The sequence below is a fragment of the Kitasatospora sp. NPDC034533 genome (genome assembly GCF_055575155.1).
This window is the reverse complement of the sequence record NZ_JBVITE010000057.1, coordinates 23,174-44,797: the sequence shown is the minus strand read 5'-3', so window position 1 is coordinate 44,797 and position 21,624 is coordinate 23,174. Positions and strand designations below refer to the sequence as shown.

At 74.6% G+C, this 21,624-nt stretch carries 18 protein-coding genes; 11 read left to right on the top strand and 7 right to left on the bottom strand.

What is annotated here, in order from left to right; all coding sequences use genetic code 11:
* Positions 1-318 precede the first annotated feature (318 nt).
* On the top strand, positions 319-2,541 hold the full coding sequence (locus ACZ55U_RS30380) for a catalase (protein ID WP_465531152.1): 2,223 nt from the start codon (positions 319-321) through the stop codon (positions 2,539-2,541).
* A gap of 110 nt (positions 2,542-2,651) precedes the next feature.
* Here the strand turns inward: ACZ55U_RS30380 and ACZ55U_RS30375 are convergent, their stop codons facing one another.
* Complete coding sequence (locus ACZ55U_RS30375; RefSeq protein ID WP_465531150.1) at positions 2,652-3,122, bottom strand: CinA family protein; 471 nt, start codon at positions 3,120-3,122, stop codon at positions 2,652-2,654.
* Positions 3,123-3,624: 502 nt separating this feature from the next.
* On the opposite strand from ACZ55U_RS30375, the gene ACZ55U_RS30370 reads away from it, so the two are divergent.
* Positions 3,625-6,099, top strand: coding sequence for a molybdopterin oxidoreductase family protein (locus ACZ55U_RS30370; RefSeq protein ID WP_465531148.1), 2,475 nt, complete (start codon positions 3,625-3,627; stop codon positions 6,097-6,099).
* The gene (locus ACZ55U_RS30365) at positions 6,096-6,605 is read left to right on the top strand and encodes a hypothetical protein (RefSeq protein WP_465531146.1); all 510 of its coding nucleotides are present in this window, start codon (positions 6,096-6,098) and stop codon (positions 6,603-6,605) included. Before ACZ55U_RS30370 ends, ACZ55U_RS30365 begins: the two co-directional genes overlap by 4 nt.
* 181 nt (positions 6,606-6,786) lie before the next feature.
* On the opposite strand, the gene ACZ55U_RS30360 is transcribed toward ACZ55U_RS30365, so the two are convergent.
* Positions 6,787-7,221, bottom strand: coding sequence for an Hsp20/alpha crystallin family protein (locus tag ACZ55U_RS30360; RefSeq protein ID WP_465531144.1), 435 nt, complete (start codon positions 7,219-7,221; stop codon positions 6,787-6,789).
* Positions 7,222-7,331: 110 nt separating this feature from the next.
* On the opposite strand from ACZ55U_RS30360, the gene ACZ55U_RS30355 reads away from it, so the two are divergent.
* Both ACZ55U_RS30355 and ACZ55U_RS30350 read left to right on the top strand, forming a co-directional pair.
* Positions 7,332-8,015: a type III effector protein gene (locus ACZ55U_RS30355; protein ID WP_465531142.1), complete on the top strand. Its 684-nt coding sequence runs from the start codon at positions 7,332-7,334 to the stop codon at positions 8,013-8,015.
* Complete coding sequence (locus ACZ55U_RS30350) at positions 7,990-8,301, top strand: hypothetical protein (protein ID WP_465531140.1); 312 nt, start codon at positions 7,990-7,992, stop codon at positions 8,299-8,301. Before ACZ55U_RS30355 ends, ACZ55U_RS30350 begins: the two co-directional genes overlap by 26 nt.
* A gap of 106 nt (positions 8,302-8,407) precedes the next feature.
* Here ACZ55U_RS30350 and ACZ55U_RS30345 read toward each other — a convergent pair whose 3' ends face one another.
* Genes ACZ55U_RS30345 through ACZ55U_RS30335 form a run of 3 tightly spaced genes read right to left on the bottom strand, consistent with a single transcriptional unit; the run spans position 8,408 to position 11,297 of the window.
* Positions 8,408-9,226 carry a heme ABC transporter ATP-binding protein gene (locus tag ACZ55U_RS30345; RefSeq protein ID WP_465531138.1) on the bottom strand — a complete coding sequence of 273 codons (819 nt, stop codon included), beginning with the start codon at positions 9,224-9,226 and terminating at the stop codon, positions 8,408-8,410.
* Entirely contained in the window at positions 9,223-10,284 is a 1,062-nt protein-coding gene (locus ACZ55U_RS30340) for a FecCD family ABC transporter permease (protein ID WP_465531136.1), read from the bottom strand. Before ACZ55U_RS30340 ends, ACZ55U_RS30345 begins: the two co-directional genes overlap by 4 nt.
* On the bottom strand, positions 10,281-11,297 hold the full coding sequence (locus ACZ55U_RS30335; RefSeq protein ID WP_465531134.1) for a heme/hemin ABC transporter substrate-binding protein: 1,017 nt from the start codon (positions 11,295-11,297) through the stop codon (positions 10,281-10,283). The genes ACZ55U_RS30340 and ACZ55U_RS30335 overlap by 4 nt, the downstream gene beginning before the upstream one ends.
* Positions 11,298-11,458: 161 nt before the next feature.
* On the opposite strand from ACZ55U_RS30335, the gene ACZ55U_RS30330 reads away from it, so the two are divergent.
* Together ACZ55U_RS30330 and ACZ55U_RS30325 are read left to right on the top strand one after the other, a co-directional pair.
* The gene (locus ACZ55U_RS30330; RefSeq protein WP_465531132.1) at positions 11,459-13,003 is read left to right on the top strand and encodes an HtaA domain-containing protein; all 1,545 of its coding nucleotides are present in this window, start codon (positions 11,459-11,461) and stop codon (positions 13,001-13,003) included.
* Between the two features lie 48 nt (positions 13,004-13,051).
* Positions 13,052-14,707 (top strand): HtaA domain-containing protein, encoded by a 1,656-nt coding sequence (locus ACZ55U_RS30325; protein WP_465531130.1) that lies wholly within the window; start codon positions 13,052-13,054, stop codon positions 14,705-14,707.
* 90 nt (positions 14,708-14,797) lie between these two features.
* Here the strand turns inward: ACZ55U_RS30325 and ACZ55U_RS30320 are convergent, their stop codons facing one another.
* Complete coding sequence (locus ACZ55U_RS30320; protein ID WP_465531128.1) at positions 14,798-15,466, bottom strand: biliverdin-producing heme oxygenase; 669 nt, start codon at positions 15,464-15,466, stop codon at positions 14,798-14,800.
* Between the two features lie 379 nt (positions 15,467-15,845).
* Here ACZ55U_RS30320 and ACZ55U_RS30315 point away from each other — a divergent pair, with 379 nt between their 5' ends.
* Positions 15,846-16,910, top strand: coding sequence for a ParB/Srx family N-terminal domain-containing protein (locus tag ACZ55U_RS30315; protein WP_465531126.1), 1,065 nt, complete (start codon positions 15,846-15,848; stop codon positions 16,908-16,910).
* A 237-nt stretch (positions 16,911-17,147) separates the two neighbouring features.
* Here the strand turns inward: ACZ55U_RS30315 and ACZ55U_RS30310 are convergent, their stop codons facing one another.
* Entirely contained in the window at positions 17,148-18,101 is a 954-nt protein-coding gene (locus tag ACZ55U_RS30310; RefSeq protein ID WP_465531124.1) for a pirin family protein, read from the bottom strand.
* Positions 18,102-18,196: 95 nt separating this feature from the next.
* On the opposite strand from ACZ55U_RS30310, the gene ACZ55U_RS30305 reads away from it, so the two are divergent.
* The 3 genes from ACZ55U_RS30305 (at position 18,197) to ACZ55U_RS30295 (ending at position 21,592) form a co-directional block, all read left to right on the top strand.
* Complete coding sequence (locus ACZ55U_RS30305; protein ID WP_465531122.1) at positions 18,197-18,685, top strand: carboxymuconolactone decarboxylase family protein; 489 nt, start codon at positions 18,197-18,199, stop codon at positions 18,683-18,685.
* 166 nt (positions 18,686-18,851) lie between these two features.
* Positions 18,852-20,093: a serine hydrolase domain-containing protein gene (locus tag ACZ55U_RS30300; protein ID WP_465531120.1), complete on the top strand. Its 1,242-nt coding sequence runs from the start codon at positions 18,852-18,854 to the stop codon at positions 20,091-20,093.
* A 191-nt stretch (positions 20,094-20,284) separates the two neighbouring features.
* Positions 20,285-21,592 carry a GNAT family N-acetyltransferase gene (locus ACZ55U_RS30295; RefSeq protein ID WP_465531118.1) on the top strand — a complete coding sequence of 436 codons (1,308 nt, stop codon included), beginning with the start codon at positions 20,285-20,287 and terminating at the stop codon, positions 21,590-21,592.
* Positions 21,593-21,624 lie beyond the last annotated feature (32 nt).

Below are 21,624 nucleotides of genomic sequence, written 5' to 3'. Positions count from 1 at the left end.
GGACACGTGCGGTGCCGCCCCGCCCGGTGGCACGGAGGAGGCGGGCACCGTCGGCCGCCCCGGGGCAGGAGGCGGAGCAGCGCCCGGGTGAACTGCGGACCCGGCGCGGGACGGAGTGCCGCGTCCGGGGGACGCTCGACGGGCGACTGGTGGCCCCCCTTTCGGAAGTCGGGTCGCGTGCTCCGCCGAAGGCGGGGCAGACGACGGGCGGACCAGCCCGGCCGCCGCGGTGCCCGGCGCCGCGGCGGCGAACCGTGTGTCCGGCACGAGTCCGGCACCCCGCCGATCCGGCGGGCCGAGAATCCGATCGGAGTACTGATGGACAAGCCCAACCCCCTGCGCGAGGTGACCGAACAGGCACCCGGTGCCCCCGGCCCGGAGGCGCCCTCCGTGGCGGAACCGACCGAGCCGCGTGCGCCGCTGCCGCCGAAGCCCGACCAGGAAGCGCCCGCGGCCGTGTCGGCGACCGGTCGTGCCGCCGGTACCGAGGACGTGCGGGCGCAGAACGGCGGCTTCCTGACCACGGCGCAGGGCGTCCGCCTGCCGGACAGCGACCACTCGCTCAAGGCCGGACCCCGTGGCCCCGTGCTGCTGCAGGACCACCACCTGCGCGAGAAGATCATGCACTTCGACCACGAGCGGATCCCGGAGCGGGTGGTGCACGCCCGCGGCGCCGCGGCGCACGGCGTCTTCCGGGCCTACGGCACGGCGGCGCGGGTGACCAAGGCGGCGTTCCTGGCCGAGGGCGTCGAGACGCCGGTGTTCGTGAGGTTCTCCACCGTGCTGGGGTCGCGCGGCTCGGCGGACACGGTCCGCGACACCCGTGGTTTCGCCACCAAGTTCTACACCGGCCAGGGCGTCTTCGACCTGGTCGGCAACAACATCCCGGTGTTCTTCATCCAGGACGCGATCAAGTTCCCGGACATCATCCACGCCGGCAAGCCGCATCCGGACCGGGAGATCCCGCAGGCGCAGAGCGCCCACGACACCTTCTGGGACTTCGTCTCCCTGCACACCGAGGCCACCCACCACACCCTGTGGAACATGTCCGACCGCGGCATCCCGCGTTCCTACCGGATGATGGAGGGCTTCGGGGTCCACACCTTCCGCCTGGTCGACGCCGAGGGCGCGACCACGCTGGTGAAGTTCCACTGGAAGCCGAAGGCCGGTGTGCACTCGCTGGTGTGGGAGGAGGCGCAGCTGATCGGCGGCACGGACCCCGACTTCCACCGCCGGGACCTGGCGGACGCGATCGAGGCCGGGGCGTTCCCCCAGTGGGAGCTCGGCATCCAGACGTTCCCGGACTCGCCGGAGCAGACCTTCGAGGGCATCGACCTGCTCGACCCGACCAAGATCGTCCCCGAGGAGCTGGCCCCGGTCCAGCCGATCGGCCTGATGACGCTCAACGCCAACCCCACCAACTTCTTCGCCGAGACCGAGCAGGTCGCCTTCCACCCCGGCCACCTCGTCCCCGGCATCGACATCACCGACGACCCGCTGCTCTCCGGCCGTCTCTTCTCCTACCTCGACACCCAGATCACGCGGCTCGGCGGCCCGAACTTCGCCCAGATCCCGATCAACCGCACCCACGCCCCGGTCAACGACATGCTCCGCGACGGCTTCCACCAGGACGCCGTCCACACCGGTGTCGCCCCGTACAAGCCGAACTCGCTCGACGGCGGCTGCCCCTTCTTCGCCGGTGCCGCCGACCACGCCTTCGTGGAGCACCCCACGCCGATCGCGGCCGGCGCCAAGGTGCGCGAGGCGCCCGCCTCGTTCGACGACCACTTCAGCCAGCCCCGGCTGTTCTGGGCGAGCCTGAGCCCGGTGGAGCGCGAGCACGTGATCGCCGCCTACACCTTCGAGCTGTCCAAGGTCTACGAGCCGGCGATCAGGGAACGCGTGCTGACCGTCCTGGCCCGGATCGACGACGAGCTCTGCCGGGAGGTCGCCGCCGGCCTGGGGCTGCCGGCGCCGACCGCCGCCGGGCTCGCCGACGTCACCCCCAGCCCGGCCCTCTCCCAGCTCGGGCGGCGGTGGCCCGCGACCGGCCGGGTGGTCGGCATCATCGCCGGCACCGGCGGTGACCCGGCCGCCGTCCGCGCGGCGCGTGACGCCGCACGGGCCGCGGGCCTGCTGCCGCTGGTCATCGGCCCCACCGGAGCGCCGTTGGCCGACGGCCTCGCCGTGCAGCGGACCTTCGCCGCCGCCCGTTCCGTGGAGTTCGACGCGCTCCTGGTGGCCCACGCCCCCGAGCCGGGCGCCGATGACCGCGGTGCGCGGGACGCCAAGTCCGGCGCGGTCGCGGGCGGGCAGCCCGCGCTCGACTCCCGGGTCGTCCTGCTGGTGAACGAGGCCTACCGGCACGCCAAGCCGATCGCCGGTCTCGCGGACGCCCGCGCCCTGTGGGCCGCGGCGGGCGTCGACCCCCACGCGCCGGGCGTGTTCACCGAGACGGACGGTGAGCGGGCCGTCTCGGCGCTGGTGGAGCAGCTCGCCACGCACCGCGTCTGGGAGCGCTTCCCCGCGGCGACGCGCTGATCGCTCGCCCTCCCGCCTGCCCGGCGCCGGCGACCACCGGCGCGGGCAGGCGGGAGGCACGGCCGTCCCGCGAGGCCGTCGCCGCGGCGGGGCTTCGGGTACCGGAGGGGCTACGGCGGGGGACGCAGGTGGTCGTGGAGGAGCCGCAGGGCGGCGAGCACGCTCGCGTGCTGGATGTCCTCGCGCTGGTCACCGGGTGGGTCGGGTTCGACGGTGGCGGTGGTCCGGTCGGCGGCGAGGGCGACGAAGACGGTTCCCACGGGACGGCCGTCCTGCCGGGCGGGGCCGGCGACACCCGTGGTGGCGAGGCCGTAGGTGGCGCCGGTGATGTCGCGGACCCCTCGGGCCATCTGGGCGGCGACCTCGGGGTGGACCGCGCCGGTCGAGGCCAGCAGCGAGGCGTCGACGTGCAGCAGCGCGGACTTGGTCCCGGTGGCGTAGGCGACGACGCCGCCGAGGAAGGTCTGCCCGGCTCCGGGGGCGTCGGCCAGGACGGTGGCCAGGCGGCCCGCGGTGAGCGATTCGGCGACCGCGACCGTGTGGCCGGCCGCCGCCAGGGCCGCCGTGATGTGCCGCGCCATCGTGTCGGCCGGATCGAGGCCGGGGCGGCCGTCAGGGAGTCCGTCCGGGAGGCGGTCCGGAGAGTCCGGGCCAGGGGAGTCGGACTGTCGTCCGGGGCGGGGCCGGGGTGTCATGGGCTTCGCCCGTTCGGGTGTCGATCGCGACGGGCACCGCGGCCGGGCCCGGGCCGCGGCCGCGTCCCCGCTGGTGGCCGGTCGGGGCGACCGTGGGCGGGGGAGCCGACGGGGAAGGCCTCGGCGGCTTCGAGTGCCGGTGTCGGGAGCTGGTCCATGGCGCCGCGTGTGCCCGGCGACGGCGACGGGAAACGCGGAGCGCGGCGGATCCCTCGTGGTGGCAGGAGTACCGCCGAACGCGGCTCCAGCGCTCGCGACATCACCGACCGGCGCCCAGGATGGGGCGGGGCGAGCACCACGGCGCGAGGCCACCCGGTGCGCGTCCCGAGAAACGCCCGGGCCAGGCGATCGGCGCCGGCGCCGGGCGGCACCCCGCGGGAGGCTGTCGATGCGGCACGAGACGGATCGGATCGCGCAGCCGTGGGGCGCGCGCACCCCGTACGGCCCGGGCGAGGACTGGCCGGTACGGGTCGACGGCTTCCTGGAGCCCGGCACCGCCGCGGAGCAGGTGGACCGGTGGGTGCGGAGCGCGTCGCTGCTGCACTCCAACGGCGACGCGATGGACATCGCCGTCCGTGACGGCAGGATCGTCGGGGTGCGGGGCCGGCCCGGCGACCGCGTCAACCGGGGCCGGCTGGGCCCCAAGGACCTCTTCGCGTGGCAGGCCAACCACGCTGCCGACCGGCTGACCACCCCCCTCATCCGCCAGGACGGCCGACTGGTGGCGCGCGACTGGGACACCGCCATGGCGGCGGTGGTCGCCACCTCCAAGCGACTGCTGCGCGAGAGCGGCCCGGGGGCGATCGGCTTCTACACCAGCGGCCAGCTCTTCCTGGAGGAGTACTACACCCTGGCGGTGATCGCCCGGGCCGGGATCGGCACCAACCACCTGGACGGCAACACCCGGCTGTGCACCGCGACCGCCGCCGCGGCGCTCAAGGAGACCTTCGGCTGCGACGGCCAGCCCGCCTCCTACGCCGACGTCGACCACGCCGACGTGATCGCCCTGTTCGGCCACAACATGCCCGAGACCCAGCCCGTGCTGTGGATGCGGGTCCTGGACCGGCTGGAAGGCCCCCGGCCGCCGCAACTGGTGTGCGTCGACCCCAGGCCCACCCAGGCCGCCCGGCGCGCCGCCGTCCACCTCGCCCCGAGGGCCGGCACCAACGTGGCCCTGCTGAACGCCCTGCTGCACGAGATCATCCGCACCGACCGGATCGACCGCGCCTTCATCGAACGGCACACGGTCGGCTTCGACGAACTCGCCGAGCGCGTCGCCGACCGCACCCCGGCGTGGGCGGCGGCGATCTGCGACGTCCCGGCCCGCGACATCGGGCACGCCGCCGAACTCCTCGGCGGCGCACGGAAGTTGCTGTCCACCGTGCTCCAGGGCGTCTACCAGTCCCACCAGGCCACCGCCGCCGCCGTCCAGGTCAACAACCTCCAGCTGATCCGCGGCATGCTGGGCCGTCCCGGCTGCGGAGTGCTGCAGATGAACGGCCAGCCCACCGCCGAGAACACCCGGGAGTGCGGCGCCGACGGCGACCTGCCGGGCTTCCGCAACTGGGAGAACGACGAGCACGTCGCCGAACTCGCACGGCTGTGGAACGTCGAGCCCGAACGGATCCCGCACTACGCCCCGCCCACCCCGGCGATGCGGATGTTCCGCTACGCCGAGCAGGGCTCGATCCGGATGCTCTGGATCTCCGGCACCAACCCCGCCGTCTCCCTGCCCGAGCTCGGCCGGATCCGCTCGATCCTGGGCCAGGAGCGGCTGTTCACCGTCGTCCAGGACCTCTACCCGACCGAGACCGCCCAGCTCGCGGACGTGGTCCTGCCGGCCGCCACCTGGGGCGAGAAGACCGGTACGTTCACCAATGCCGACCGCACCGTCCACCTGTCCGAGAAGGCCGTGGACCCGCCCGGCCGGGCCCGCGCCGACCTGGACGTCTTCCTCGACTACGCGCACCGCATGGACCTGCGGGACAAGGACGGCCGCCCGCTGATCGGCTGGCACGACGCCCGGTCCGCCTTCGAGGCGTGGAAGGAGTGCAGCCGCGGCCGGCCGTGCGACTACACCGGGCTCGACTACGAGAGGCTGCGCGGCGCGAGCGGCATCCAGTGGCCGTGCACCGCCGAGGCGCCGGACGGCACCGAACGGCTCTACTCGGACGGCATCAGCTGGGCCGCGCCCGACACCTGCGAGACCTACGGCAAGGACCTGGTGACGGGGGCGTCCGTCTCCGAGACCGAGTACCGGGCCCTGAACCCGGACGGGAAGGCGGTGCTGAAGGCGGCCGAGTACCTGCCGCCGCACGAGGACACCGGCGAGGAGTACCCGCTGCAACTGACCACCGGCCGCACCCTCTACCACTTCCACACCCGCACCAAGACCGGCCGCGTCCCGCAGCTGAGCGCCGCCGCCCCCGACGTGTGGGTCGAGCTGTCCGCCGCCGAAGCCGCGCGCCACGGCGCCGCCGAGGGGGACCTGGTCGAGGTCACCAGCCCGCGCGGCTCGGTGCGCGGGCGGCTGAGGGTCACCGCCATCCGCGACGGGATGGTGTTCCTGCCCTTCCACTACGGCTACTGGGACACCGCCGGAGGCCACCGGCCGGGTGCGGCGGGCGGGCGCGCCGCGAACGAGGCGACCATCAGCGACTGGGACCCGGTCTCCAAGCAGCCGCTGTTCAAGACGGCCGCCGCCCGTCTGACGCTGATCGAGCGCGGGGACGGCGCCGCCTCCCCGGCCCCGACGACCACCGCCTCGGCCCCGGTCGGCTCCCGCTCCGTCCCGGAGACCACCGGCGGGCCCGCGGCCCTGGCCACCACCGACATCCCACGACCGGAAGGAGACCGGCCATGACCGGTATCTCCGTCGTCCTGCGGGACCTGCACGCGGGTGAACGCCGGATGGAACGCGAGCTGCTCGCGGCCGCGCAGCGCCACCGCACCGACCACGAGGTCCACCACGTCGCCGTCGACGTCGCCCGTTGGTCACGCGAACACGTCGAACGGCTCGCCGATGGCGCGCGGCACCACGGTCTCGACCTGTCCGGGCCCGACGACGACCCGGACGCGGACCCGGACCCGGGCAGCGGGCTGTGGGCCACCGTCCGGGAGAAGACCGCCGAGGCCCTGGGCCGACGCCCGGAAACCGGCCCGCTGCTCCTGCGCGACCTGCGCGACCTCCACCTGACCGCCACCGAGAACTCCCTCAACTGGGAGATGCTCGCCCAGGCGGCACAAGCCACCCGCGACCAGCGGCTCCTGGCGCTCGCCACCGACTGCCATCCCCGGACGCTGCGCCAGATGCGGTGGACGAACACCATGATCAAGACCCTGTCGCCCCAGCTGCTCACCAGCGTCTGACCCGCCGGCGTCCGACTCACCGGCGTCCGACTCGCCGGGCCGCCGGTTCACTGCGAGGTGGCGTCGGTCGGTCCGGCGAGGTGCGTGACGGCCGACGAGGCCGTCGTGGTTCCCGTGCCGCCCGGGTGGGTGGGACGGCACGGGAGGTGGGCGGGGGCGGCAGGGGACGCCCGGCGGAGGATCAGGCCTGGATCTGCTTGCGGCCTCCGCTGTGGCTGATCGCGACCTTGCGGGGCTTGGCCTTCTCGGCGACCGGGATCTTCAGGGTCAGCACGCCGGCGTCGTAGTCGGCGGTGATCCCCTCGGGGTCGAGGGTGTCGGAGAGCATGACCTGCCGGGAGAAGACCCCGAGCGGGCGCTCGGACAGCTCCCACTTCACGCCCTCGCCCTCGTGGCGCGGCCGGCGCTCGGCCTTGACGGTCAGCATGTTCCGCTCGACGTCGATGTCGATCGCCTCCGGGTCCACCCCGGGCAGGTCGAAGCAGATGACGTACTCGTCGCCGGTCCGGTAGGCGTCCAGCGGCATCGGGTTCGGCCGCGACCAGGTGCCGGTCGCGTTGAGGAACTGCTGGGTCAGCCGGTCCAGCTCGCGGAACGGGTCGGTGCGCATCAGCATCGCGAAACACCTCCACTGATCGATGGGTGCCAGTGCGCTTCACCTGACATTCGTTGTAGCACGTCGTCCATCCGATGACAAATGTCCCGCGTCATCCGTAGAATGACGCCATGAGCACGAAACCGCCGAAGACCGACAGTCGAGCCGGCTCGGGGCCGGTCTCCTTCCTCGCCGCCGCGGCGGCCCTCTCCGCCATCGACGACCTCGTCCACGGCGCCCGCACCCAGGAGGCCACCGAGCCCCGGGCCGCGCAGGAGGAGGGCGGCGCCGAGCAGGCGCTGGCCGCCCTGGTCCTGCTGCGCGAACTGCGCGCCCAGCTCGCGGACTGGGAGGCGCCCCTGGTGGAGGCCGCCCGCGCCGGCGGCGCCACCTGGGCCGACCTCGCCCGCCCGATGGGCGTCGCCAGCCGCCAGGCCGCCGAGAACCGCTACCTGCGCCTGCGCCCCGCCGACAGCCCGGTGTCCGGAGGGACCGGAGCCGAACGGGTCAAGGCCGTTCGCGACCGCCGGGCCGCGGACCGCGCCGTCAGCGCCTGGGCCCGTGACCACGCGGCCGAACTGCGCGTCCTGGCCGCCCAGATCACCGCCGCCTCCGATCACGGCCCGGCCGCGGGGCCCGCGCTGGCCGCGCTCACCGCCGCCCTCGGCGCCACCGATCCGGCCGACCTCGTGGCGCCCCTGACCGACATGGGCCCGCACCTCACCACCGCCCACCGCGACCTCGCCGCCCGCCTCGACGACCTCGCCCGCCAGACCGACCGGCTCCGCGATGACAGCGACCAACGGCGCGCCTGACGCCCCCACCGCCGCCCACGACCGGTGGGGGCCCATCCTGGAACGGATCGCGGACCTCGAAACACGGGTCCGCGTCCTGGGGGCCGACGTGGCCGCCACCCTCGACGCGCACCTCGCCCGGCTCGCCGCCCTGCGCGACCGGTTGGCCGACGACGCCGGCGTGGCGCAGGCGCGCGGTCCGGGCGCGGCGGTGGGCGAACGGTCACCGAGCGCCGTCCCCGGGCACCACCAGCCGGTGGATCGCGGCCTGGTCTCGGGGGAGCCGCTCCTCGGCGTCGGAGGGTGACTCCCGGCCGCCGTGCACGTTCGGCCCCTGGGGCGCCGCGTCGGGGTCGAGCACTGTCGGGTGCGGATGGCGGGTCGGGTTCCGGTGGGCGGGCCGGATCCTCGGCTCAGCGCCGTTCGGGCAGCACCAGCGGCACCCCCGTGCGCGGGTGCGCCAGCACCTCGACGGGGTGGCCGTAGACCTCGCTGAGCAACGGTGCCCGCAGCACCTCGGCGACCGGTCCGTCGGCGATCGTCGCCCCGGCCGCCAGCAGCACCAGCCGGTCCGCGTAGGCCGCCGCGAGGGACAGGTCGTGCAGCACCACGACCACGCCGTCCCCGGCGGCGGCGCGCTCCCGGGCCACCCGTAGCACCAGTTCCTGGTGGCGCAGGTCGAGGGCCGCGGTCGGCTCGTCCAGGAGCAGCAGCGGGGTGCGCTGGGCCAGCACCCGGGCCAGCGCCACCCGGGCCCGCTCTCCGCCGGACAGGGCGGTGAACGGGCGCCCGGCGAAGGCGGCGCACTCGGTGGCCGCCATCGCCTCGGCGACCACGGCCTCGTCCTCGGCGGCGGCCGCCGTGCCGGCCCAGGGCGCGCGGCCCATCCGGACCACCTCGTCGGCGGGGAACGGGAAGGACAGCGCGGCGGCCTGCGGCAACAGCGCACGGTGCAGGGCGAGTTCGGCGGGCCCGTAGGAGCCCAGGGGCCGGCCGCGCAGGGTGACCGCACCGCCGTGCGGCACGACGTCCCCGGCGAGGACGGACAGCAGGGTGGACTTGCCCGCGCCGTTCGGCCCGAGCAGTGCGACCACCTCGCCGGCGGCGACCCGTACGGAGGCGCCGGCCAGCAGCGTGCGGCCGCCGGCGGTCAGCCGGACGGCTTCGGCGGTGAGCAACTCGCTTCCGGGCAGGGGCCGTTCGGGGATCGCCCGGTGTCGGTGCGGTCTCATGCCCAGCCTCCCTGCCGGGTCCTGGTCCGGCGCAGCAGCCAGAAGAAGAACGGGCTGCCGATCAGTGCGGTGAGCACCCCGAGCGGCAGTTCGGCCGGTTCGGCGAGGGTGCGGGCGGCGAGGTCGGCGGCCACCAGGACCAGGGCGCCGCCGAGTGCCGAGGCGGGCAGCAGGAAGCGGTGGCCGGGCCCGGCCGACATCCGCAGCAGGTGGGGCACGACCAGGCCGACGAAGCCGATGATGCCGCTGACCGCGACGGCCGCGGCGGTGAGCAGCGCGACCACGGTGATCAGTGTCAGCCGCATCCGCTCGACGTCGACGCCGAGGTGGCGGGCGGGGCGCTCGCCGAGGGCCAGCAGGTCCAGCCTGCGGGCGTAGAGCGGGGCGACGGTGAGCCCGACGGCGGCGAAGGGCAGGACGGCGAGCACCCTGCCCCAGGTGGCCTGGGCGAGCGAGCCGAGCTGCCAGAAGGTGACCTGGCTGATCGCGGCGGAGTCGGCGGTGAACAGGAGGACGCCGATCAGCGCGCCGCAGAAGGCGTTCACGGCGACGCCGGTGAGGATCAGCGTGACCACCTCGGTGCGGCCGCCGGAGCGGGCCATGACGTACACCGCGAAGGCGGTCAACAGCCCGCCGGCGAAGGCGAAGACGGTGACCGTCCAGTTGCCGAGGGCGTCCAGGCCGAGCACGATGCAGGCCACCGCGCCGACCGCGCCGCCGGAGGAGACGCCGATGACGGCGGGTTCGGCGAGCGGATTGCCGAAGACGCCCTGCATCAGCGCCCCGGCGCAGCCGAGCGAGCCGCCGACCAGCAGGGCGAGCACCACCCGGGGCAGCCGGACGTTCCACAGCACCGATTCGGCGACCCGGTCCAGGGCGTGCCCGCCCAGGCCGAGGCGGTGGGCGGCGGAGGCGAGGACGTCTCCCGGTGGGATGCGGTAGGCGCCGGTGCCGGCCGCGAGCAGGGCGAAGAGCACCAGGGCGGTGGCGAGCACGGCGGTGACCAGGGTGGTCCTGGACGGCCCGGGGAGGCTCTTCTCCCGTACGGCGGTGGTCACTTGGCGCCCTCCGGATGGAGCTGGGCGGTGATCTCCCGGAGCACCTGGGGGGTGCGGGGACCATAGCTGAGGAGCTGGCCGTCCTCGATGGAGACGATCCGGCGGTCGAGCCCGGCCGGGGTCTGGGCGACGCCGGGGAGCTTGAGCAGGCCGTCGACGCCGCCCACCGAGTCGAGGCCCTTGCTCATCACCAGGATCGCGTCCGGCGCGGCCTTGACCAGGGCCTCGCTGGTGAGCGGGGTGAAGTCGCCGGTGAGCCCGGCGGCGGTGCCGGCGTCCTCACCACCGACGGCCTCGATCAGCGAGCCGGCGCCGGAGGCGGGTCCGCCGAGGAGGTAGACGGAGGCGCTGCCGCGCAGGTAGAGGAAGGCCACCTTGGGCCGGCGGCCGGTGGCCGGAACGGCGGCCTCGGCGGCGGCGATCCGCTGTCCGGTGCGTTCCCTCAGCTGCCGCCCGGCGTCCGGTACGCCGAGGGCGGAGGCGACGGTGTCGATGCGCGGGCCGACGTCGGCGAGCTTCTTGGCGTCGTCCAGCAGGAGCAGCGGCACGCCGGCCGCGCGGATCTGCGCGACGGCCTCGGCCGGGCCGGTGGAGCGGTCGGCGAGGACGACGGTCGGGTGCAGCGAGAGGACGCCCTCGGCGGACACGTCGTGGGCCTGGGTGATCACCGGCAGCGCGGCGGCCTGCCGGAAGGTGGTGGAGACGTCGCGGGCGACCACCTTGGGGCCGAGACCGAGGCTGAACACCAGCTCGGCGAGGCTGCCGTTGAGCGGGATGATCCGCTCGGCGCTGGTGACCGTGACCTGGCGGCCGTCGGCGGAGAGGGTGGTGGCCGGGAGCCGCGGGACGGGTTCCACGGGCAGCGGCTCGACCGCGTCGGGGGCGCGGGTGGCGGTGGCCCCGGCCGTCCCGGTGACGGAGCCGCAGGCGGTGAGGGGGAGTAGGAGGCCGAGGAGCAGCAGGAGGAGGGCCGGTCCGCGGGCCGCCCGGGGTCGGATCGTACTGCTGCTCAACGTGCTTCCCTTCGTCGGGGGTTGTCGCCTCCTCCCGCCGGACGGGGAATGGGCTCTCGGTTCGTATATTAGGTTAGCCTTACCTAAATTTCGCAAGAGGGTCGGTGGCTTCCGGTCCCTCCCCCTGTCGCGCCCCCATGCCCCTTCGAGGAGTGATCCGCGTGTCCCTGCCCAGTCGGCTCCGTCGTCCGGCCGCCTCCCTGGTGGCCGTTCTCGCCGCCCTGTCGGCGGTGGGTCTGTCGCCGGCCGGGGCGGTGGCCGCCGAGGGCAAGGTCTCCGGCGGGCGGCTGGACTGGGGGATCAAACAATCCTTCCTGACCTACGTCACCGGGCCCATCGCCAAGGGGAGTTGGGCGCTCACCGGCGGCGCGGCCACGGTCGGCGGCAGCACCTTCCGCTTCCACTCCGCGAACGGCACGTACGACCCGGTGACCGGCGCGCTGACCGCGGGCTTCTCCGGCGGCGTCCGCTTCACCGGGCACCAGGAGGGCGGCGCCAACGCGCTCGACCTGAGCCTCGGGCGGCTCACCTTCCGGGCGGTGCCCGGTGGCGCGGCCGGGCTGTACGCCGACGTCAGGAGCAAGTCCAAGGAGACCGGGCAGGTCAGCGAGGCGAGTCAGGCCAAGCTGGCCGACCTCTCGATGACCGGCGTCGACCTGCGCGGGGCGGCCGGCACCCTGAGCCTCGGCAACGTCCCGGCCACCCTCACCGAGGCCGGGGCGAAGGCCTTCGGCGGCTTCTACCAGGCCGGAACGGCCCTCGACCCGCTCAGCCTCTCCGTCAACCTGCCTTCCGTACAGGCGACTTCGGCGGCGCCGTCGCCGACCGCCGCGCCCGCGGCGGTGCCCTCCGCCGGGCCCTCCCCGTCGGCGGAGGCCGGGGCCGGGGCCGGGGCCGGGGCCGCCGCTACGGCTGAGGCCGCCGCCCAGGCGCCTGCGACGTCCGAGTTCGGCAATGGAGCCCTCGACTGGGGCGTGCGACGCACCTTCCGCGACTACGTCACCGGCCCCATCGCCCAAGGCCGTTGGGAGCTCGGCGACGGCGCGGCCGACGGCGGCGCCTTCTTCCGCTGGACCCCGGCCAAGGGCACGTACGACCCCGTGACCGGTGACCTCACCGCCTCCTTCACGGGCACCGTCCGCTTCACCGGCCTGCGCAGCGGCGAGAGTCACGGGCTGGACCTCACCCTGGCCAACCCGGGCGTCACCGTGGCGGGCGGTCAGGGCCGGCTGGTCGCGGACGTCTCCGGCCGGACCCCGGACGGCGCCACCCAGCGGCTGACCGGCATCGAGCTGGCGACCTTCGACCCCACCGGCCTCACGTCCGGCGGTGGTCTGCTGAAGGCCGCCGAGCTGCCGCTGAAGCTCGCCGAGGGCGGCGCCAGGGCCTTCGGCGGCCTCTACCCGGCCGGCACCGAGATGGACCCGCTGAGCTTCGCCGTCGCCCTCGACCCGGCCGCCGCACTGCCCCCGCTGCCCGACCTCGGCAGCGCCCCGGCCACCCCGCCGGGCCCGGCCGCCTCGGCCGATCCGGCCACCCCCGCCGCCTCGCCCGTCGCGTCCTCCGCGGGTTCGTCCTCGAAGGGCCTCCCGACGGCCGCGGTGGCCGGTGGCGCGGTGCTGGTGGCGGCGCTCGCCGCGACCAGCGGGCTGCTGGTGCGGCGCCGCCGCGCGGCCACCGCCCAGGGCCCCGACCACACGGCCTGACCCCCCGGCCGTCCCGCATTACCCCCATCCGAACGGAGTACAACCACCATGTCCCGCAACCGCAACCGCACTCGCCTGGCCGCCCTGGCCGCCGCCACCGCAGGCCTCGGCCTGACCGCCCTCGGTGCCCCCGCACTGGCCGTCGCCGCCGGGGCCCCGGGCAGCGTCACGTACGACACCGGCGCGCTGGACTGGGGGGTCAAGGGCAGCTTCCGCTCCTACATCGAGAGCCCGGCCTCCCAGGGCGGCGCGGTCGAGCCGACCGGCGGCGCCACCCGCAACGCCGACGGCACCTTCCACTTCGGCCTGGCGAGCGCCACGTACGACCTCGCCGGCCACGCGCTCAGGTCCTCCTTCACCGGCGGGGTGCACTTCACCGCCCACCACGGCGCGTTGGACATCGCGCTCAGCGACCTGAAGGTCACCACCTCGGGCACCACCGGCACGCTCACCGCCGACACCGCCTCCAAGGAGTCGATGGGCGCCACCGAGATCACCCGACGGGATGACGTGCCGCTGGTGACCTTCACCGTCGGACGGGACACCACCACCGGGGTGCCCACCTCCGCCAAGCTGACCGAGCAGGGCGCGCGGGCCTTCGCCGGCTTCTACCAGGCGGGGGCGGACATGGACCCGTTGTCGCTGCTGCTCAAGCAGAGCCCGGCGACGCCCTCGCCCTCGCCGACCGTCACGGCCTCGCCGACGGTCACCGCCTCGCCGACCGCGCAGCCCACCGCCTCCGCCTCGCCGACCGCGCGGCCCACCGCCTCCGCCTCGCCGACCGCCACCCCGACCGAGACCCCGTCCGGTACCCCCTCGGTGACCTCCTCGCCGTCGACCCCCGCGTCCCCTGCATCCTCCTCGACGCCCTCGACGCCCGGGACGCCCGTTCCGTCCGGCACCCCAGGCACCCCAGGCACCCCCGGCACCGTCCCCGACCGCCTGCCCGTGCTGGGCGGCACCCTGAACTGGACGGTCAAGGAGAGCTTCCGCAAGTACCTCGAATCCCCGATGGCCGCCGGCAAGGTCGAGTTCGGCGGCGGCGCGGCCGACTACCGCTTCGGCAGCGCCACCGGCCAGTACGACACCGCCGATCACACCCTGACCGCCGGCTTCACCGGCTCGGTCCGCTTCCTGGCCCACCCGGGCACGGACGGCTGGGCGCTCGACACCACGCTCTCCAAGCCGGGCCTGGTCATCGACCGGGACGGCGCCTTCCTGACCGCCGACGTCAACGGCAAGTCCCCGGACGGCACGTCGACCACGCTCAGCGGTGCCCGGATCGCCAAGCTCGACGTCCCCGCCGCCGCCCTCAAGCCGGTCAACGGCGTGGTCACGCTCACCGGCGTCCCGGCCACGCTCACCGCCGAGGGCGTCCCGGTGTTCTCCAACTACCCGGCCGGTACGGCCCTGGATCCGGTCAGCGCCACCCTGGCCTTCGACAAGGACGCCGAGCTGCCCGCCGCCGGTACCTCCGGCGGCGGTGGCGCCAACCCGGCTGCGGGCGGCCCGAGTTCGGTCGGTGGCGCGGCCGGCCCCTCGCTCACCACCACCGGCCTGGCCGGCCCGGACACCGGCTCGCTGGCCGCCACCGGCGCGGACACCCCGGTGGTCCCGCTGCTGGCCACCGCGGCCGGCCTGCTGCTGGTCGGCGGCGGCGCCACCGCCGTGGTGCGCACCCGACGTGGCGGTGCGCAGGCCTGACCCGGCCCGGCCCCGGCCGGAACGCGGACCGGCCCCCGGCGGGAACCGCTCGCCGGGGGCCGGTCCGTCGACCGTCGACCGTCGGGGCGCTCAGGCGCTCAGCGGGTAGCGCCCGTCCAGGTCACGGAACACCGCCCCGTTGAGCACGAAGGCCCGCTTGCACTCCTCGACCACCCGGCGCCGCTCGACCTCGTCCATCGCCGCACCGGCCGCGTCCAGCTTGGCGCGGTACTCGCGCTTGAAAGCGGCGGGGTTGGCGACCTCCTCGAAGACGTAGAACCGCACGCCGTCGCCCTTGCGCTCGAAGCCCCAGGCCTTCTCGGCCACGCCCCGGATGATCTGACCGCCGGAGAGGTCGCCCAGGTAGCGGGTGTAGTGGTGCGCGAGGTATCCGGCGGGCCACTCGGCGGCCAGTTCCTCCACCCGTGCCACGTACGCGGCGGTGGCGGGCAGCGGCGCCAGCCCGTCCCGCCAGCCGGGGCCGCGCAGGTGTGCCAGGTCGCGCTCGATGGCGTCGGTGCGCAGCAGCGCCCGGTCGATGAACGGGCCCGCCAGCGGGTGCTCCGCGAGCTGCCCGGCCCGGTCCTCCAGTGCCCGGTAGACGTACCAGAGCTGGCCGGTGAGGTCGGCGTAGGCCTCGATCCCGAGCCGTCCGCCCAGCAGGCGGCTCATGAACGAGGAGTGCTCCGCGGCCTCGTGCTCCTCGCTGCTGGCGGTGCGGAGCAGGGTGGAGAACGGGACGGGCTCGGGCGCGGGCATGCGGCCTCCAGGGATCGGGTGCGGACGGGTCGGAACGACCTCGGAAACTTTGGTTAGCCTAACCTAAGTTTCTGGGTTGCCGACACCCTGTCGGAAAGGCCGGGCCCGAGCGGTGCCGGAAGCGGCGAGGGCCCCTGACTCCCCATCTCCTCGGGCGACCGCGACGGCCGGTGGACGAGGTGGGGATGTGTCAGGCCGCGCCGGATCGCGGCGGCTACCCCGGGGTTCCGCAGGAGAAGGTGCCTGATCGTTGACTTCGGGTTCTTCCGGATGTCGCGGGGATGAGGGCCGGTGTTGGCCGGGCGCTGCCACGCTCACGGGCCTGTCCGTCCCCGTCCCCACCCCCGCCCCCGCCTCCCCTCCCGAAACGAGGAGTGCCATGCGTTCCGTCCCCCCGTCCCGTCGTACCGCCGCCCTGGGAGCCGCCGTCGTCGCGGTGGTCGTGTCGGCACCGGTCGCGTACGCGGCGCCCGGCGCGCCGGGCACCCGGCCTCCGCAGTGCGGGCACGACAACCGCTCCACGCCGTTCGCCCGGTACCTGTGCGCCGAGCCCGGCGAACTGCTCGACGTCCGGATCGGCGACGTGCACCCCACTCAGCCCGCGCTGGGTTATGACGAGGTGTACTACAAGCTCGGCCGCTACACCCTCGGCAAGGACGCGGTCAACAAGAAGTTCGGCGACTGGTGCGAGGCCGACGGCCGCGTCGACGCGGCGACGGTCCAGCCCGGCGCCCGCCTGGACGACCCGTCCTCCTTCACCTGCAAGCTCCCCGTCGGCGCCGAGACGGCCGACAGCGTCGCCGCCATGAAGACGGTCGTCATCGGCCCGCACGGCGAGCCCTTCCTCACCGACGGGCACCACACCCTCACCTCCTTCTACGAGACCCCGGACGGCGGCGCGGACCTGCACGTCCGGCTGCGGGTACTGGCCAACTACAGCAACCTCACCCGCCAGGACTTCTGGGACCGGATGCAGGCCAACAAGTGGGTCTACCTGCGCGGCCCGGAGGGCGACCAGGTCAAGGTGAACAAGCTGCCGACCGGCGTGGGCCTGGCCAACTTCCGCGACGACAAGTACCGCAGCCTGCTCTACTTCAGCCGCGACATCGGCTACGCGCAGAACTCCCTGCCGTTCCAGGAGTTCTACTGGGGCAGCTGGGTCCGCGACGCGAAGCCGGTCGACCTCTCCGGCTGGGACCGCAACGACCTCGGCAGCTACCTGGCCACCGTCCAGGGCCTGACCCGGACGATCGCCGCGCTGCCCAAGACCTCCGTCGTCGACAGCGGCTTCACCGCCGCGGACCTCGGCGCGCTCGACCAGTGGAACGCCGGCAAGCCCGCCACCAAGGGCGAGTTCGACAAGCTGAGCAAGCCGTACTCCGACGCCAAGCCCGGCAAGCTCGCCTACGCGCTCGAGTACAAGCGGATCAACGGCCTGGGCTGACCCGGCCCGCGGAACACCCCGTACCGCCGTGCCGCCGGGCGGCACGGCCTGAGGAACCGTCACACCGGCCGGTGGCCGGTCCGGTGCGGGCCGCTGCCGCGAGTCGGCACCGGCCCGCCCGAGCGCCGCGGAGCGGGGGCGGTGGCGCGGCGAGCTCCCCGAGGCCCGGCTGAGTGCGCGTGGGGCGGGGGAGCCGACTGGCCCGCTGCCGGCTCCCTCGCCCGTCGAACGCGCAGGTCAGCGCTTGTTCCCGCGCGGCTTGAGGGGGATGCCCGGGAGCTCCGGGGCGGGGAGGCGGTCGCCCGGGTAGCCCTCGACGGCGCCGAAGCGGTCGGCGGCGGCCTGCCACTCCTCGCGGGCCCGGGCGATGTCGTCGTGGGTGCGCCCGATGAAGTTCCACCACATGACGATCTGCTCCTCGAAGGGCGTGCCGCCGAGCAGCACCACCCGGGCGTCGGACCCGGTGGTGTTGGTGAGGGTGAGGGTGCTGTGGCCGGGGGCGAGGTAGCCGAGTTCGGCGCGGCGCAGCAGGGTGCCAGCGAAGCGGACGTCGCCGGTGTCGACCAGGAGGCCGTGTTCGAAGGAGGGGTCGACGTCGAGGGTGACGGTGGCGTGCGGGTGCAGGACGAGTTCGGCGCCGAGCAGCGGGGTGAAGGTGGGGACGGGGGAGGTGTCGCCGGCGAGGGTGCCGAGGAAGACCCGGGCCTCGCCGCCGTCGAGGGCGACCGGGGCGGGTGCGTGGTGGTGGAAGTCGCGTCCGGTGTGGCGGTGCTCCTCGGGCAGCGCGACCCAGAGCTGGACGCCGTGCAGGACGGTGGTGGCCGGGGTGGAGACCTCGGAGTGGGCGATGCCGTGGCCGGAGGTCATCAGGTTGACCTCACCCGGCCGGACGTACGCGTGCACGCCGAGGCTGTCGCGGTGCTCGATCTCGCCGGTGAACAGCCAGCTCACGGTCTGGAGGCCGGTGTGGGGGTGCGGGGCGACGTCCATGCCGCCGGTGCTCGCGATGTCGTCGGGCCCGTAGTGGTCGACGAAGCACCAGGCGCCGATCGTGGTGCGGGCGCGCTGGGGCAGGGTGCGGCGCACGGTCATCGCGCGCGGGCCGCCGAGCGGGACGTCCCGGGCGGGCAGCACCTCCACGCGGGGGCCGGCGGTGGGGGTGGTGGCGAGGTCGGTGTCGGCGGTGCTCACGGGTGGGGTCCCTCCCAGGTGCAATTAGTTCTAGATTCAACTATCATGGCATGGCAGAGTGACGGGCGACAGCGCGACCAGCCTAAGGAGTCCAGGTGAGTGATGTGACGGTGGTCCCGACGGACCGGCGGGTGTTCATCGACAAGCAGAGCCCCCAGGCCTACCGGGCGCTGCTGGCCGCCGCCGAGGCGACCCGCGAGGTCGCCGCCGAGGCCGGGCTGGACCGCCGGCTGGTGGAGCTGGTCAATCTCCGGGTGTCGCAGATCAACGGCTGCGCCTACTGCCTGCACGTGCACACCAGGGCCGCGATCCGCGAGGGCGAGACCACCCAGCGGCTGGGCGTGCTCCCCGCCTGGCGCGACACCGAGGTGTTCAGCGACCGCGAGCGTGCCGCGCTCGGGCTGGCCGAGGCGACCACGGCTCCGGCGGATGCGGCGCTCCAGGAAGCCGCGTACGGTGTTGCGCGCGAAGTGCTGACCGAGGCGGAGATCTCCGCGGTGGTCTGGGTGGCGATCGCCATCAACGCGTTCAACCGGGTTTCCATCCTGAGCAAGCACCCGGTCCGCCCGGCGGCGGTCCGGTAGTCCGGCAAGTCGCGCGGGCCGCAGGGCCTCCGCCTTCCGGCGTACGCCCTCCGTTGGCGGGTGTACGACCGGTTCCTCCCGGCGGAGGATGACGGCCCGTCAAATGGGCGGCGAGGCTGGGCACCGAGGGCGAGGACCTGCTCGCCGACGGCGAAGGTGGGGTCGCATGGCACGTCGAACGCATTCCGCGCTGATCGGGGCGCTCTGTCTGGCGCTGGCCGGGCCGGTGGCCGCGGCGGGTGCCGCCGAGGCCGCCGACGCCCGGCCGGGCACCGGAGACCCCCGGGCGGCGGCCCTCCGGGCGATGACCGGCGCCGGCGCGGCCGGGGCGATCGCGGAGATCAGGGACGGGAACGGCACCTGGCGCGGCGCCTCCGGGGTCTCCGACCTCGCCACCGGCGCGCCGGTCCGCGCGGACGGACGGTTCCGGGCCGGCAGCGTCACCAAGATGTTCACCGCCACCACCGTGCTCCAGCTGGTCGGCGAGGGGCGGCTGGGCCTGGACGACCCGGTCGAGCGCCACCTGCCCGGGCTCGTCCCGAACGGCGGCCAGATCACCGTCCGCCACCTGCTCAGCCACACCTCCGGCCTCTGGGACTCCACCAACGAGAAGGGCGGGGTCTTCCCGGACTGGGCGGACCCGGCGGTCATCACCGACTGGCTGGAGCAGGGCGGCCTGACCAGGCCCATCACGCCGGCGCAGGTGGTGGCGTCCTCGGTCGCCCACGCGCCCGACTTCCCTCCGGGCGCCAGGTTCGGCTACTCCAACGTGAACTTCACCCTGCTCGGCATGATCATCGAGAAGGTGACCGGGCGCGGCTACGCCGAGGAGATCACCGCGCGCATCCTGCGCCCGCTCGGGCTGAACGACACCTACTTCCCGGGCGCGGCCACCGGCATCCGGGGCCCACACGCGCACGGCTACTGGACGGTGCCCGACGACTCCGCCCCGGGCGGCCAGAGCGACCGGGACGTGACGCTGGAGAGCACCACCTGGGCGAACTCGGCCGGCTCGCTGATCTCCACGGCGGGCGACCTGAACCGCTTCGACAAGGCACTGCTGGGCGGGCGGTTGCTGCCGCCCGCCCAGCTGAACGAGATGACCAGGACCATCCCGATGGAGATCGAGGGTGTCCCGGGCGCGCTCGGCTACGGGCTCGGACTGGCCCGCTGGCAGCTCTCCTGCGGTCCGATCTACGGACACAACGGCTCGGTGCCCGGGTACAGCACCCAGGCGTGGACCTCGGCCACGAACGACCGGCAGGTGTCGCTGTCGGTGACGCCGCGCGGCGACGACGCGCAGGTCACGGCGGAGCTGAAGGCGGAGGTCCGCTTCCTGGAGCAGGCCTTCTGCGGCACCGGGGCGGCGAAGGTCCCGGCGGCGCAAGGCTCGGCGGCGCAGGGGTAGGCGGCGCGGGGGTAGGCTGCGGGGCGTCGAAGCCGGGCCGACCGTCCGCCGCCGGGCGGCTTCACGGGGCTCCACCGCGATGCGCCCGTGCGGCGGCCCCGCCCGGGCGCCCGGGCCGCGGCATTCCCCCGGGCGGCCCCGGTGCGTACGGTGATCCACACACCAACCGAGCATCCGAGAGGGGCGCCCCGATGGCGGGAACGGCAGACGGTCCGGAGACGGTGCTGACCACCGAACGGCTGGTGCTGCGTCAGTGGACGACATCCCCGGCCGACCAGGAGCGCGCCTTCGACATCTACTCCCGCGAGGAGGTCGCCCGCTGGCTCGGCCGGACCCCGCGCCCCATGACGGAGCCCGAGGAGGCCCTGGCCTTCATCGAGCGCTGCCGGAAGCGCTCCGCCGACCCGCGCTACGGGGCCTGGGCCGTCGAGCGCCGCGACACCGGCGCCGTCGCCGGAACGGTGCTGCTGGTGCCGCTGCCGGACGGGGACGGCGAGGTCGAGATCGGCTGGCACCTCCACCCCGACAGCTGGGGCCAGGGCATCGCCACCGAGGCCGCCCGGGCCGTCCTGGCCAAGGGCTTCGCCGACGGCCTGACCGAGATCCGCGCCGTGCTGGCCCCGGACAACGCCCGCTCGGCGGCGGTCTGCCGACGCCTCGGGATGACCGCCACGGGGCTGACCGACCGGTGGTACGGTCGGCAGCTCGCGGAGTTCCGGATCGGTCCGGACCACGGAGAGCCGGGACCGGACCGCGGAGAGCCGGGAACGACGGACGTGACGCTCGACCTCTGGCGGCGGCCGCTCGCGGAGGTGCCGGCCGAGGTGTGGGACCGCACCGAGCTGACCGTGCTCATCCTCGCCGAGACCGGCATCAGTGAACTCCCTCCCGAAATCGGACAGTTGACCGGTCTGCGAACCCTCGACCTCGGGCACAACCGGCTCACCGCGCTGCCCGCCGAGCTCTTCGACCTCACCGGGCTGCGCGACTTCCTCTACCTGCACGACAACGCCCTCACGGCGCTTCCCGAGGCGCTCGGGCGGCTCACCGCGCTGCGCCACCTCAACATCGGCGAGAACCGGCTCACCGAACTCCCTTCCACGATCGGCGGGTTGTCCGCATTGATCGAACTGCGCGCGCAACACAACCGGATCACCGCGCTGCCCGAGTCGATCGGTGAACTCGGCGCGCTGCGCGAACTCTGGCTGCGCGGCAACGCGTTGACCGGCCTGCCGGAATCCGTCAGCCGGCTCGCCGAACTGCGCGAGCTGGAACTGCGGGAGAACGCCCTCACGGAGGTCCCCGCCGCTCTCGCCGGTCTTCCGCTGCTGCGCCGCCTCGACCTGCGCGGCAACCGGATCACCGAACTGCCCGACTGGCTGGCACGACCGGGTGCGCTGCCCGCGCTGGAGAAGCTGGACCTGCGGTGGAACGACGTACGGCCGTCGGCCGGGCTGTCGGCGGCGCTGGCCGCGCGCGGGTGCGTCACGCTGTACTGAGCCGACCGGCCTCCCGGAAAACGATCGACCGC